The following is a 14,188-nucleotide window of genomic DNA, read 5'->3' as shown; positions in this document are numbered from 1 at the left end:
TTAGAATAAGCGATTGAGGCCATTCAGCGCCGCTACGCGGTACGCTTCGGCCATGGTCGGATAGTTAAATGTGGTATTGACGAAGTATTCAATCGTATTGGCTTCGCCTTTTTGTTCCATAATCGCTTGTCCGATATGGATGATTTCCGCGGCACGCTCACCAAAGCAGTGAATACCAAGGATCTCTTTGGTTTCGCGGTGGAAGAGAATCTTCAAGCTGCCGATGTCTTTACCTGCAATCTGAGCGCGAGCTAAGTGCTTAAACGACGAACGGCCGACTTCATAAGGGACTTTTGCCGCTGTTAGTTCTTGCTCAGTCTTACCTACAGAACTGATTTCCGGAATGGTATAAATACCGGTCGGGATATCTTCAATCAGATTGCCATCGGCCTGGCCTTTATTGATCGCCTGTGCCACGTATCGGCCTTGGTCATAAGCCGCACTGGCTAGGCTAGGGTAGCCAATAACATCGCCGACTGCGTAAATATGCTCGACTTCCGTCTGGTAGTTACTGTCAACGGACAACTGGCCACGAGAATCGGCGTTTAAACCCACAGCCGATAGGTTGAGTTTGTCGGTGTTACCCGTGCGGCCGTTGGCGTAAAGAATACAATCGGCACGCATTTTCTTGCCTGATTCGAGATGGATAATCACGCCATCTTCGGTGCCTTCAATTTTCTCGTAAGTTTCGTCGTTGCGGATCACAACACCACTGTTCCAGAAGTGATAAGACAAAGCGTCTGATACTTCATTATCGAGGAAAGACAGCAGTCGGTCTCGAGTGTTGATTAAGTCCGTTTTTACGCCCAAACCCCGGAAGATAGACGCATACTCACAACCGATCACGCCGGCACCATAAATAATGATATGACGAGGGTCGTGTTTCAGGCTGAGAATAGAATCGCTGTCATAGATACGCTCATGCAGAAAGTCGACATCAGCTGGCTGGTATGGGCGTGAGCCTGTTGCAATCACAAATCGATCAGCGCTGTACAGCTCCTCTGTGCCGTCTGCTTGAGTGACGGCAATGGTGTACTTGTCCGTAAAGCGTGCAGTACCGAAAATCAAAGAACATTGATTACGATCGTAAAAGCCTTGTCTCAGGCGAGTTTGTTTATCAATCACAGACTTAGCGTGGCCCAAGATATTGGAGAACGTAGAGTGCAAGCTGGTGTTGTTATGGCAAAACAGCGGGTTATTGTTGAATTCAATGATGCGGCTGACCGCATGACGCAGCGCTTTAGAAGGGATGGTTCCCCAGTGGGTACAACCGCCACCGACGCTGCTCTCTTTTTCCACTATGGCGACATTGAGTCCCGCTTTGGTTAGCCCCATCGCTGCCCCTTCACCACCAGGGCCACTACCAATAACGATCACGTCAAAGTGGTTACTTTCCGCCATAACTTTTCCTTTGTTATATTGTCTTAACATTGCTTTAGCGAGATTTTAACTGATTTCACGATAGAGCACACGGTCAGCGCACTAGAGAGTGGAAGTGATCACGCAGAATGTTTCATATCTGGTATTTGCGCGGTGATAGGTCTCTAAACCAGCGTTAAGTGATTGAAAAAGAAATCAGGCTGAGTTTAATTGTCACGCGGTAGTCAAAGGTTACGATTTTGGCTTATGTCCTTAAGGTAATCGTTGTATATTAACTGCTACTAAACCAATAAATAGAAAACAGATGAAATCCATGGGAATCCGTGCACAGCAAAAAGAAAAAACGCGTCGCTCATTAATTGATGCTGCGTTTAGCCAGCTTAGCGCTGACCGAAGCTTTTCGAACCTGAGTTTACGAGAAGTTGCCCGGGAAGCAGGGATTGCTCCAACCTCATTTTATCGCCATTTCAAAGATATGGATGAGCTGGGGTTGACCATGGTTGACGAAGGCGGCTTGCTGCTTCGTCAGTTGATGCGCCAGGCGCGACAGCGAATCGTCAAAGAGGGGAGTGTGATTCGCACTTCTATCGAGACGTTTATGGAGTTCATTGAAAGCAACCCCAATGTGTTTCGACTATTATTGCGAGAACGTTCGGGAACATCATTTGACTTTCGTACCGCTGTGGCGAGAGAGATTCAGCACTTTGCTGCTGAACTGACCGAGTACTTGATCAGCACAGGAATGACGCGTGATGAGGCCTATACCCAGGCTGAAGCTTCCGTCACCTTAGTGTTTAGCTCAGGCGCAGAAGCACTGGATTTGAATCGACGCGAGCGAGATGAGCTTGCGGAACGATTGATTATGCAATTGCGAATGATAGCCAAAGGGGCTTTATGGTATCGCAAAGAACGTGAACGTAACCGTAACCGATTAAAAGGTGGGATTGATTAATGTCGAATGAAGTAAACCAAGTTAATCGTGGTTCTGAGAAGAAGACGCTCGTACTTGCATTGATTGCTGGTATGTGTGGAGACGCATTGTTGTCATGGCTGACAATGAGCGAAGTTTCTTTCTCTATTTTTCCACTGATTGCGCTTGTACTGTCTGTGCAGGCGCTGTACCAAGAATATCTACGTAACCCTGTCTCTGAAGACATTCCGCTGGTTGGTCTAGCGTGTTTCTTCGTTGGCGCCTTTGGCCACTCTGCTTTTGTCAAAGCGCAGCACCCAGATGCGGGGTCTAACTTCTTTGCCATCATAGTGTCGCTGTTGCTATTGCTATGGATTGGTAAGAAACTGGGTTTTATGAACCGCTCCGCTAGCGCTGAGTAGTCTGACTCCAAATATAAAAAACGAGCCAAATGGCTCGTTTTTTTGTGTTCTCTTATCAAGCTATGCTTTGCGTTCCAGTAGGACACCCGCTTCCATATGGTGGGTATAAGGGAACTGATCAAACAGAGCAAAACGCGTGATGTTGTGTGTTTCGCTTAATACATCAAGATTGTCCTTGAGCGTCTCTGGGTTGCAGGAGATGTAAAGGATGCGCTCATAGCCTTGCACCATCTTACACGTATCGATATCCATGCCTGAGCGAGGAGGATCGACAAAAATCGTGTTGCAGTTGTAGCTCTTCAAATCGACGCCCGCGTCTTTTAGGCGGCGGAATTCGCGTTTGCCTTCAATAGCCTGAGTAAACTCTTCCGCGGATAGGCGTAGGATCTGAACGTTATCAATGTTATTGGCTGCAATATTGTACTGCGCAGACTCGACGGAAGGTTTTGCCAGTTCGGTTGCCAGTACTCGGTTAAAGTTTTGCGCGAGTGCCAGAGAGAAGTTACCGTTACCACAGTAAAGCTCCAGCAAATCGCCTTGGCTTTCGTTGGTACAGTCGATTGCCCACTCCAGCATTTTTTCAGCTACTTTGCCGTTAGGCTGCGTAAAGCTATTCTCGACTTGTTGGTAAACGTACGGTTGGCCATTGACGTCGAGCTTTTCAATCACGTAGTCGCGATCGAGAACAATCTTCATTTTACGTGCACGACCGATCAGGTTCAGGTTGAATCCTTCATCGTTCAGACGTTGCTTGAGCGCTTTTGCATTCTTCGTCCACTCATCGTCCAATTGACGGTGGTATAGCAGAGACACCAGAATCTCACCGCTCAGTGTCGATAGAAAATCCACTTGGAACAGTTTACGACGTAGAGAGTCGTTGTCTTTCATTGCATCAATCAGCAATGGCATTAGATCGTTGATCAAACGGCTCGCCGCAGGGAACTGGTCAACACGGTATTTTTCACGCGTTTCCTGATTGAACATGATGTAGTAAAGGTCATCCCCTTCATGCCAAACACGGAACTCAGCGCGCATACGATAATGTTGCTCTGGGGACTCAAACACTTCCAGTTCTGGAACGTGGTAGGGAGCAAACATCTCATTAAGACGTTCGACCTTTTCCGCCAGTTGTTCTTGGTAGCGCTGTGGATTTACTTCAAGAGTCGCCATGTTTATTACCTTCAAGTGCTGAGTGCGTTTGTTTTAGGAGCGCAGATTTTATTCAATATCTGCGACATGTCCAGCTTTGTCACTCTCCAGTGATCAATATAGTGTGTAAACCCGTTATCAGGCATTAGAGATAAAGCGGTTGGTTATATAAAAGCACAATATTGGCTGGACAAAGGAATGATAGCTGAATAACATTTGCGCCTAGCTGGTGCTATCTAGCAGTATAGATGGCTGAAAAGGGAATCTGGTGTGAATCCAGAACTGACGCGCAGCGGTAAAAGAGAACGAACACTCAACAGACACTGCATAGAGGACTATGTGGGAAGTCGAGTTAGTAGGTGGTGCAAACTGAGCTCTTGAGTCCGAATACCTGCCAGCAGCTGAGCCAATCACTGGAAGCAAGTGCTCCAAGCTCGGTAGGATTTACGCGATTTAGGATTATAAAAATGAACCGTTCTATTCTGGCGATAGCAGTGGCATCGCTACTTCCTCACGCCTCCCTTTCATACGCCCAAGAAGCCTCAGCTGATGAGACTATGGTGGTCACGGCAAGTCGATTTGAGCAGTCTGAAGCAAGTGTCTTAGCTTCGGTTACTACGATTACACGAGAAGAAATAGACACTCTTCAAGCTAAATCTTTAACAGAAGTTTTTAAGTACGTTCCTGGCGTTCAGCTTGGGGAGAGTGGAGACTCCTTTCATTCGACGTCTATTTTCATTCGGGGCTCTGAAAGTAAACATTCGCTCATTCTTTTGAATGGAGTAAAAGTAAATAGCGCATCTCAAGGTGGCTTTGACCTTTCTTTATTGCCTGTTGAGATCATCGAGAGAATTGAAATTATTCGTGGACCTCGTGCTGCAGTATACGGTGCCGACGCTATTGGTGGTGTTATCAACTTCATCACCCATCAGGCTGGTGACTCACTACATCAAATTAAAACGAGTATGGGGAGTGATAGTTATTATCAGACTTCATGGCAATCCCGTGGACAAATAAATGAAAAAACTTATGGGACGTTTTTTGTAAATTACAAAGAGACGGACGGCTATAACATTAAGGAAGGTACATCAAAAGACATTGGTGGTGAATACGGAGGAGAGTCGAAAGATTTTACTGCTTCACTTTTTCATGAACTTTCTTCTAAGGTTCAGTTGAATCTAGATGTGTTCTACAGTGATAGTTTATCTGAATTCAATGGTAGCAATAGTTCATTTGCAACAACTCTAAATGAACGAGATGCAGAGTTCTTCCAAGTAAGCGGTGGTGCATTATATAGTAATGATGCTATGTCTAGCCGCCTTAGCTTTTCGAAATCTATCCAAGAAAGTACTTCCTATCCTGTAAGTGAACGTGAGCACGTATCAACCTATAAGACGAATCGTACATCTCTAAATTGGCTGAATTCGTTTTTCGTTGAAGATGGCTTCAAAGTTAATGCCGGTTTAGATGTGGTAAATGAAGATGTTTCTAGTGGTACCGTTGACTATGTAAAAAAAGACAGAACGAATACGGGCGTATTCATCACCTCAACTAAAGAGTTTGGCCAGTTTACGTTAGATGGTAGTGTAAGATTCGACGATGATACTAGCTTTGATAACTTCACAACTTGGTCTGCTGCTATTGCATATGATTTCAATGAAAAACTGAGGGTATATGGCAGCTATGGGACAGCGTTTAAAGCTCCTTCTTTTTATGATTTATACGATCCAACTTCAGGCAATCCAAATCTGAAAGTTGAAGAGTCTGCTTCATCTGAGATTGGCTTAATTGGTCAGTTTGAACTGATTGATTGGAGACTGAGTGCTTATGTTTCTAAATTGGAAGATATGATCATTTACTATGAGCACTTAAACTGGGCACCAACAAATACTGATGCTGACATTTCCGGGATTGAATTTGAAGGTAGCTTTGATACTGGTCCTATTTACCATACTGTTGGCCTTGCTTATATGAACCCTGAAGACTCTGAAGGAAAGCAGCTGGCTCGAAGAGCAAAAGAAACCGCATCTTGGATTGGTACATTTACCCAAGACTCGTGGGATCTATCTTTAAGCATGGTGTACCAAGGTGATCGTTATGATGATTATAGTAACAATAACAAGTTAGAAGCTTACTCATTATGGAATCTATCCACAAACTACTATGTGACGCCGAATATCACCTTGTCAGGAAAAGTTAACAATCTGTTCGATGAAGATTACCAAACAGCGAAAGAATACTTAACACCGGAACGTAGTTACTATCTAAGTGCGTCATACCAATTCTAATTAACTAAACCGCCTTCGGGCGGTTTTTTCTTATCTATAGGCATTAACAATGAAAAAGAACGTCATTATCAGTTGGTCGAGCGGAAAGGATTCGACCCTCACTCTAGAAAGGCTAGTCGATAGTGAACACTACAATGTTGTTGGTCTTTACACCACTTACGTAAAAGATGAAGTCCCATTCCAAGCCACTCCTGTTGAAGTGCTGGACATGCAAGCAGCCTTACTTGGGTTACCTCTAATAAAAATTGAAATGCCGGAAACATTTCCACCAAATGACGTCTATCAGTCGACCATCATTGATGCACTAAAGAGCAGCGATCTCGATATTCAGGCCGTGGCTTTTGGTGATATGTTCTGCAATGGTATCGAAGCTTATCGCCGCAGTTATATTGAACCCGCTGGTTGGGAGTGTGTTTTTCCACTCATTGGACAAAATAGCCAAGACCTTGCGGATGAGATCTTAGAGCGAGGGATTAAAACCCTGGTTGTGACAACGGATGGTCAAGCACTTGACCCTGAGTATTGCGGGCGATGGTATGACCGAGCATTCATTGATTCTCTACCGAGTGGTGTGGACCCATGCGGTGAAGACGGCGAGTTTCATACGCTGGTCACGCAAACCCGTAGCTATCAAGGCAAGATTGAGTTGAGTTTTACGACTCGTGACGTTGGAGACCGTTTCTCTCATCAACGTTACCAAGCGAAGATATTGCCAAACTGATTTGTGTGAGTATGATTGCCACATCGAAATGTGTGGGTATATCAAGTGTCACTACAATCAAAAGTACTAATTTTTGACTCTGGGGTCGGTGGGCTTTCTGTTTTCCAAGAAATAGAGAAAAAGCTCCCTCAACTTGACTATGTATACCTGTTTGATAACGCAGCTTATCCCTACGGTGAGTTGGATCATGAAACGTTAGTTTCTCGAGTGGAAGCATTGGTTTCGCAGTATGTCGCTGATCACCAAGTGGATTTGGTTGTGATTGCATGTAATACCGCAAGCACCATTGTATTACCTTCATTGAGAACTTTGCTCTCGATTCCGGTTGTCGGCGTCGTACCTGCGATTAAACCAGCATCTAATTTAGCGAATAAAGCGGTCGGACTGATAGCAACCCCCGCGACGGTGACACGTCAGTACACGCAGGAATTGATTCGCGACTTCTCGCAAAGCAAACCCGTTGAGCTTTTAGGCTCTACTCGACTGGTCGACATGGCAGAAGAAAAGCTTCGCGGTACCCCTGTCTCGAATCAAGAACTAAAGGCAGTACTGTCACCCATGATAGGTAAAGTCGATGTTGCCGTATTAGGGTGCACACACTTTCCTCTCATTAAAGAAGAAATACAGTCGGTGCTGAGTGAACAGGTTGTGCTGGTGGACTCTGGTGAGGCGATTGCGCGTCGAGTACAAGAATTGTTGAACCTTGAGGACAAGAAAGAAGGAAAAGGTCTGAGGGAAATTTTTTCAACGGCTCCCCCTTATGCAGAAGGAGCGTTGAATAGAGCATTACAAAACTTAGGCTTTAGTCCTGTTCAGCTTGAGATTTTGGATCATTAGCGATACGTACCTTTAATGTACGCTGCATATAATCCTTTTCATTTAGTCCTTCTATAGCACCAGCAGCATCCGTTGCTGCCATGACAACAAAACCAAATCCTCGTCTTTTACCTGTGCGTTTATCTTTCATCAGGCGGACGGCAAAGACTTCACCATGCTTAGCAAACAATTCCTTCACATGGGATTCATTTGCTTTGTAAGGAAGGTTGCCGACATAGAGGGTCTTGGTCGCGGGTTCATTAACGGTTGCTGGCTCAGTTGTGGTGTTTGAAAATTTAAAAACAAAAGCAGAAGCAAAAACACCGATAACAAAGCTGAGCGCAGGAGAAATAGCAACCTGCGAAAAGATGATTCCACCTAAAACCGCTAAGGCGAGAATCATTAAGGTCGATTTATTAGAACTCATATTTGAATACAACTTCGTAGTTTAAGAAAAAAGTGCCTAGGTATTAACAAAATAGACACACGGATCTTACGTATATGGTTGTTGTTTTTCCAACCTATTGATGTGACGTGACTCAAATGTTGAAATTTTATTCTATTTCTGGCGTTTTGATTTGTTTTTAACCGAATGAAAAATAAATTCAAAAAAACACTTGTCATCCTTTCTAAGCTCCCTATAATGCCGCCTCACCGACAAGGAGTGAGACGAAAGTCACAAACCGAAATCGGAATTGAAAGAGGAAAGAAAGTTAAATAAAACGCTTGACTCTTAAAATGGGAAGCGTAAGATACGCACCCCTAACGACGAGGCGCTAAAGCGCAACGGAAGTTAGAAAAGCTCTTTAACAATATAAACCTATCAATCTGTGTGGGCACTCGTTGATGATAATCCAATTCGAAGCTTCGGCTTCAAATTAGGTTTCAATGATACGAAGTGACCATTGAATCTTCGGATTCAGCACAGTCAATTCAAACATTACTTTGTGTAATGTTCAGTATTCATTGAGCCGAACAAAATCTTAAATTGAAGAGTTTGATCATGGCTCAGATTGAACGCTGGCGGCAGGCCTAACACATGCAAGTCGAGCGGAAACGAGTTATCTGAACCTTCGGGGAACGATAACGGCGTCGAGCGGCGGACGGGTGAGTAATGCCTGGGAAATTGCCCTGATGTGGGGGATAACCATTGGAAACGATGGCTAATACCGCATAATAGCTTCGGCTCAAAGAGGGGGACCTTCGGGCCTCTCGCGTCAGGATATGCCCAGGTGGGATTAGCTAGTTGGTGAGGTAATGGCTCACCAAGGCGACGATCCCTAGCTGGTCTGAGAGGATGATCAGCCACACTGGAACTGAGACACGGTCCAGACTCCTACGGGAGGCAGCAGTGGGGAATATTGCACAATGGGCGCAAGCCTGATGCAGCCATGCCGCGTGTATGAAGAAGGCCTTCGGGTTGTAAAGTACTTTCAGCAGTGAGGAAGGTGGATGTGTTAATAGCGCATTCATTTGACGTTAGCTGCAGAAGAAGCACCGGCTAACTCCGTGCCAGCAGCCGCGGTAATACGGAGGGTGCGAGCGTTAATCGGAATTACTGGGCGTAAAGCGCATGCAGGTGGTTTGTTAAGTCAGATGTGAAAGCCCGGGGCTCAACCTCGGAATTGCATTTGAAACTGGCAGACTAGAGTACTGTAGAGGGGGGTAGAATTTCAGGTGTAGCGGTGAAATGCGTAGAGATCTGAAGGAATACCGGTGGCGAAGGCGGCCCCCTGGACAGATACTGACACTCAGATGCGAAAGCGTGGGGAGCAAACAGGATTAGATACCCTGGTAGTCCACGCCGTAAACGATGTCTACTTGGAGGTTGTGGCCTTGAGCCGTGGCTTTCGGAGCTAACGCGTTAAGTAGACCGCCTGGGGAGTACGGTCGCAAGATTAAAACTCAAATGAATTGACGGGGGCCCGCACAAGCGGTGGAGCATGTGGTTTAATTCGATGCAACGCGAAGAACCTTACCTACTCTTGACATCCTCAGAAGAGACTGGAGACAGTCTTGTGCCTTCGGGAACTGAGAGACAGGTGCTGCATGGCTGTCGTCAGCTCGTGTTGTGAAATGTTGGGTTAAGTCCCGCAACGAGCGCAACCCTTATCCTTGTTTGCCAGCGAGTCATGTCGGGAACTCCAGGGAGACTGCCGGTGATAAACCGGAGGAAGGTGGGGACGACGTCAAGTCATCATGGCCCTTACGAGTAGGGCTACACACGTGCTACAATGGCGCATACAGAGGGCGGCCAACTTGCGAAAGTGAGCGAATCCCAAAAAGTGCGTCGTAGTCCGGATTGGAGTCTGCAACTCGACTCCATGAAGTCGGAATCGCTAGTAATCGTAGATCAGAATGCTACGGTGAATACGTTCCCGGGCCTTGTACACACCGCCCGTCACACCATGGGAGTGGGCTGCAAAAGAAGTGGGTAGTTTAACCTTCGGGGGGACGCTCACCACTTTGTGGTTCATGACTGGGGTGAAGTCGTAACAAGGTAGCGCTAGGGGAACCTGGCGCTGGATCACCTCCTTATACGATGATTATTCACGATGAGTGTCCACACAGATTGATATGTTTATATAAATTAAAGAGGGGCTATAGCTCAGCTGGGAGAGCGCTTCGCTGGCAGCGAAGAGGTCATCGGTTCGATCCCGATTAGCTCCACCAATGATTTCTATTAAGAAATTCTTAGTGTCCCGTTCGTCTAGAGGCCTAGGACACCGCCCTTTCACGGCGGTAACAGGGGTTCGACTCCCCTACGGGATACCATCTTTAAGCGCATTAGTGATAGTGCTTTTAAAAATGGTTTCGAAAGAAACATGCTCTTTAACAATTTGGAAAGCTGACGAATAACAACAATCCCCATCTCTATGAGATGCGTTGTTATTCAATAAAAGTTCTCAAATCCTAATTCTTTGAATTAGGTACCAACACACATTCAAGTGTTCTTGGAAATTTGAGTCCGGCAAAATCGAGTCTGCATCATGTTTAAATAATGGCAGACAACTTTGGTTGTTTAAACAGAAGACCCTTTGGGGTTGTATGGTTAAGTGACTAAGCGTACACGGTGGATGCCTTGGCAGTCAGAGGCGATGAAGGACGTATTAACTTGCGATAAGCCCAGATTAGACAGTAAAAGTCATTTGAGTCTGGGATTTCCGAATGGGGAAACCCACCTGCATAAGCAGGTATCATTACCTGAATACATAGGGTAATGAGGCGAACCGGGGGAACTGAAACATCTAAGTACCCCGAGGAAAAGAAATCAACCGAGATTCCGAAAGTAGCGGCGAGCGAAATTGGACTAGCCCTTAAGCCTTTAATGCGTCAGGTGAAAGTTCTGGAAAGTTCTGCGATACAGGGTGATAGCCCCGTAACCGACAGCGCATTTTAGGTGAAATCGAGTAGGGCGGGACACGTGATATCCTGTCTGAATATGGGGGGACCATCCTCCAAGGCTAAATACTACTGACTGACCGATAGTGAACCAGTACCGTGAGGGAAAGGCGAAAAGAACCCCTGTGAGGGGAGTGAAATAGAACCTGAAACCGTGTACGTACAAGCAGTAGGAGCACCTTCGTGGTGTGACTGCGTACCTTTTGTATAATGGGTCAGCGACTTATATTCAGTAGCAAGGTTAACCATCTAGGGGAGCCGTAGAGAAATCGAGTCTTAACTGGGCGTCGAGTTGCTGGATATAGACCCGAAACCAGGTGATCTAGCCATGGGCAGGTTGAAGGTTGAGTAACATCAACTGGAGGACCGAACCGACTAATGTTGAAAAATTAGCGGATGACTTGTGGCTAGGGGTGAAAGGCCAATCAAACCTGGAGATAGCTGGTTCTCCCCGAAATCTATTTAGGTAGAGCCTCGGACGAATACTACTGGGGGTAGAGCACTGTTAAGGCTAGGGGGTCATCCCGACTTACCAACCCTTTGCAAACTCCGAATACCAGTAAGTACTATCCGGGAGACACACGGCGGGTGCTAACGTCCGTCGTGGAGAGGGAAACAACCCAGACCGCCAGCTAAGGTCCCAAATTACAGCTAAGTGGGAAACGATGTGGGAAGGCTTAGACAGCTAGGATGTTGGCTTAGAAGCAGCCATCATTTAAAGAAAGCGTAATAGCTCACTAGTCGAGTCGGCCTGCGCGGAAGATGTAACGGGGCTAAGCTGTAAACCGAAGCTGCGGCAATGCATTTTATGTATTGGGTAGGGGAGCGTTCTGTAAGCCGTTGAAGGTGAGCTGTAAAGCTTGCTGGAGGTATCAGAAGTGCGAATGCTGACATGAGTAACGATAAAGGGGGTGAAAAACCTCCTCGCCGGAAGACCAAGGGTTCCTGTCCAACGTTAATCGGGGCAGGGTAAGTCGACCCCTAAGGCGAGGCCGAAAGGCGTAGTCGATGGGAAACGGGTTAATATTCCCGTACTTCTTACAATTGCGATGGGGGGACGGAGAAGGCTAGGTGGGCCTGGCGACGGTTGTCCAGGTTCAAGTGCGTAGGCTTGAGAGTTAGGTAAATCCGGCTCTCTCTAAGGCTGAGACACGACGTCGAGCACCTACGGGTGTGAAGTCATTGATGCCATGCTTCCAGGAAAAGCCTCTAAGCTTCAGATTGTAAGGAATCGTACCCCAAACCGACACAGGTGGTCGGGTAGAGAATACCAAGGCGCTTGAGAGAACTCGGGTGAAGGAACTAGGCAAAATGGTACCGTAACTTCGGGAGAAGGTACGCTCCTGTCGGTGAAGTCCCTTGCGGATGGAGCTAACGGGAGTCGCAGATACCAGGTGGCTGCAACTGTTTATTAAAAACACAGCACTGTGCAAAATCGTAAGATGACGTATACGGTGTGACGCCTGCCCGGTGCCGGAAGGTTAATTGATGGGGTTAGACGTAAGTCGAAGCTCTTGATCGAAGCCCCGGTAAACGGCGGCCGTAACTATAACGGTCCTAAGGTAGCGAAATTCCTTGTCGGGTAAGTTCCGACCTGCACGAATGGCGTAATGATGGCCACGCTGTCTCCACCCGAGACTCAGTGAAATTGAAATCGCTGTGAAGATGCAGTGTACCCGCGGCTAGACGGAAAGACCCCGTGAACCTTTACTACAGCTTGGCACTGAACATTGACCCTACATGTGTAGGATAGGTGGGAGGCTTTGAAACCGGTACGCCAGTATCGGTGGAGCCGTCCTTGAAATACCACCCTTGTAGTGTTGATGTTCTAACTTAGACCCGTCATCCGGGTTGAGGACAGTGCCTGGTGGGTAGTTTGACTGGGGCGGTCTCCTCCCAAAGAGTAACGGAGGAGCACGAAGGTGGGCTAATCACGGTTGGACATCGTGAGGTTAGTGCAATGGCATAAGCCCGCTTGACTGCGAGAATGACAATTCGAGCAGGTGCGAAAGCAGGTCATAGTGATCCGGTGGTTCTGTATGGAAGGGCCATCGCTCAACGGATAAAAGGTACTCCGGGGATAACAGGCTGATACCGCCCAAGAGTTCATATCGACGGCGGTGTTTGGCACCTCGATGTCGGCTCATCACATCCTGGGGCTGAAGTCGGTCCCAAGGGTATGGCTGTTCGCCATTTAAAGTGGTACGCGAGCTGGGTTTAGAACGTCGTGAGACAGTTCGGTCCCTATCTGCCGTGGGCGTTGGAAGATTGAAGGGGGCTGCTCCTAGTACGAGAGGACCGGAGTGGACGAACCTCTGGTGTTCGGGTTGTCATGCCAATGGCATTGCCCGGTAGCTAAGTTCGGAATCGATAACCGCTGAAAGCATCTAAGCGGGAAGCGAGCCCTGAGATGAGTCTTCCCTGACCCCTTGAGGGTCCTAAAGGGTTGTTCGAGACTAGAACGTTGATAGGCAGGGTGTGTAAGCGTTGTGAGGCGTTGAGCTAACCTGTACTAATTGCCCGTGAGGCTTAACCATACAACACCCAAAGGGTTTTGATGGACTCAAAGTAAGAACAGATTGAATGTGTAGAGAACACAATAACAGCTTTCCGAATTATTCGATTTGCAAGCAAATCTCACCCTAAAGGGCCGCACTAAAGTGCGTTTGAATTTGCGAGCAAATTGATAAAGAATTTGCTTGGCGACCATAGCGTTGTGGACCCACCTGATCCCATGCCGAACTCAGAAGTGAAACGCAATAGCGCCGATGGTAGTGTGGGGCTTCCCCATGTGAGAGTAGGACATCGCCAGGCTTTAATTTCGACTTTGCTTATCTATTAAGCAAGTCACCATAAAGTTCTAATCTTTTTTAGAGTTTTATGTTGACTTCAACAGTCAGTCGCGTAATATACGCGTCCTGCTTAGGTGCTAAGACACTGAAAGCACAGCTCTTTAACAATATAAACCTATCAATCTGTGTGGGCACTCGTTGATGATAATCCAATTCGATACTTCGGTATCAAATTAGGTTTCAATGATACGAAGTGACCATTGAATCTTCGGATTCAGCACAGTCAATTCAAACATTACTTATGTAAT

Annotated in this window: 8 protein-coding genes, 2 tRNA genes, 3 rRNA genes and 1 riboswitch; of the genes, 10 read left to right on the top strand and 3 right to left on the bottom strand. The window is 46.7% G+C overall.

Annotated features, from left to right (window positions below; all coding sequences use genetic code 11):
- Positions 1-1,401 (bottom strand): Si-specific NAD(P)(+) transhydrogenase, encoded by a 1,401-nt coding sequence (gene sthA, locus FIU99_RS15570; RefSeq protein WP_006957291.1) that lies wholly within the window; start codon positions 1,399-1,401, stop codon positions 1-3.
- 283 nt (positions 1,402-1,684) lie between these two features.
- On the opposite strand from sthA, the gene fabR reads away from it, so the two are divergent.
- Together fabR and FIU99_RS15560 are read left to right on the top strand one after the other, a co-directional pair.
- Complete coding sequence (gene fabR / locus FIU99_RS15565; RefSeq protein WP_006957289.1) at positions 1,685-2,332, top strand: HTH-type transcriptional repressor FabR; 648 nt, start codon at positions 1,685-1,687, stop codon at positions 2,330-2,332.
- Complete coding sequence (locus tag FIU99_RS15560; protein ID WP_006957287.1) at positions 2,332-2,712, top strand: YijD family membrane protein; 381 nt, start codon at positions 2,332-2,334, stop codon at positions 2,710-2,712. Before fabR ends, FIU99_RS15560 begins: the two co-directional genes overlap by 1 nt.
- Positions 2,713-2,772: 60 nt before the next feature.
- Here the strand turns inward: FIU99_RS15560 and trmA are convergent, their stop codons facing one another.
- The gene (gene trmA / locus FIU99_RS15555; RefSeq protein ID WP_019274069.1) at positions 2,773-3,882 is read right to left on the bottom strand and encodes a tRNA (uridine(54)-C5)-methyltransferase TrmA; all 1,110 of its coding nucleotides are present in this window, start codon (positions 3,880-3,882) and stop codon (positions 2,773-2,775) included.
- Between the two features lie 189 nt (positions 3,883-4,071).
- Positions 4,072-4,275: riboswitch (cobalamin riboswitch) on the top strand.
- A gap of 53 nt (positions 4,276-4,328) precedes the next feature.
- On the opposite strand from trmA, the gene FIU99_RS15550 reads away from it, so the two are divergent.
- The 3 genes from FIU99_RS15550 to murI are packed head-to-tail and all read left to right on the top strand — an operon-like array spanning position 4,329 to position 7,707.
- A complete protein-coding gene (locus FIU99_RS15550) occupies positions 4,329-6,149 on the top strand; it encodes a TonB-dependent receptor (protein WP_006957240.1) in 1,821 nt (606 codons plus the stop codon).
- 49 nt (positions 6,150-6,198) lie between these two features.
- On the top strand, positions 6,199-6,870 hold the full coding sequence (locus FIU99_RS15545) for an ATPase (protein WP_006957239.1): 672 nt from the start codon (positions 6,199-6,201) through the stop codon (positions 6,868-6,870).
- A 45-nt stretch (positions 6,871-6,915) separates the two neighbouring features.
- On the top strand, positions 6,916-7,707 hold the full coding sequence (gene murI / locus FIU99_RS15540) for a glutamate racemase (RefSeq protein ID WP_006957238.1): 792 nt from the start codon (positions 6,916-6,918) through the stop codon (positions 7,705-7,707).
- Here murI and FIU99_RS15535 read toward each other — a convergent pair.
- Complete coding sequence (locus FIU99_RS15535; protein WP_029235943.1) at positions 7,673-8,113, bottom strand: RNA-binding protein; 441 nt, start codon at positions 8,111-8,113, stop codon at positions 7,673-7,675. The genes murI and FIU99_RS15535 overlap by 35 nt on opposite strands.
- Before the next feature lie 558 nt (positions 8,114-8,671).
- Between FIU99_RS15535 and FIU99_RS15530 the strand changes: the two genes are divergently transcribed.
- From FIU99_RS15530 to rrf, 5 genes are all read left to right on the top strand, one after another.
- Positions 8,672-10,224 (top strand): 16S ribosomal RNA (locus FIU99_RS15530).
- A gap of 59 nt (positions 10,225-10,283) precedes the next feature.
- A tRNA-Ala gene (locus tag FIU99_RS15525) sits at positions 10,284-10,359 on the top strand.
- Positions 10,360-10,385: 26 nt separating this feature from the next.
- Positions 10,386-10,461: transfer RNA gene (locus FIU99_RS15520), tRNA-Glu, on the top strand.
- Between the two features lie 275 nt (positions 10,462-10,736).
- Positions 10,737-13,625 (top strand): 23S ribosomal RNA (locus FIU99_RS15515).
- Positions 13,626-13,786: 161 nt separating this feature from the next.
- A 5S ribosomal RNA gene (gene rrf, locus FIU99_RS15510) occupies positions 13,787-13,902 on the top strand.
- The 16S, 23S and 5S rRNA genes sit together here with 2 tRNA genes alongside, the layout of an rRNA operon.
- The last annotated feature ends 286 nt before the right edge of the window (positions 13,903-14,188 follow it).

The sequence above is a fragment of the Vibrio sp. THAF64 genome (genome assembly GCF_009363455.1).
Taxonomy (GTDB): Bacteria; Pseudomonadota; Gammaproteobacteria; order Enterobacterales; family Vibrionaceae; genus Vibrio; species Vibrio coralliilyticus.
This window is presented reverse-complemented; position numbering and strand designations above follow the sequence as displayed.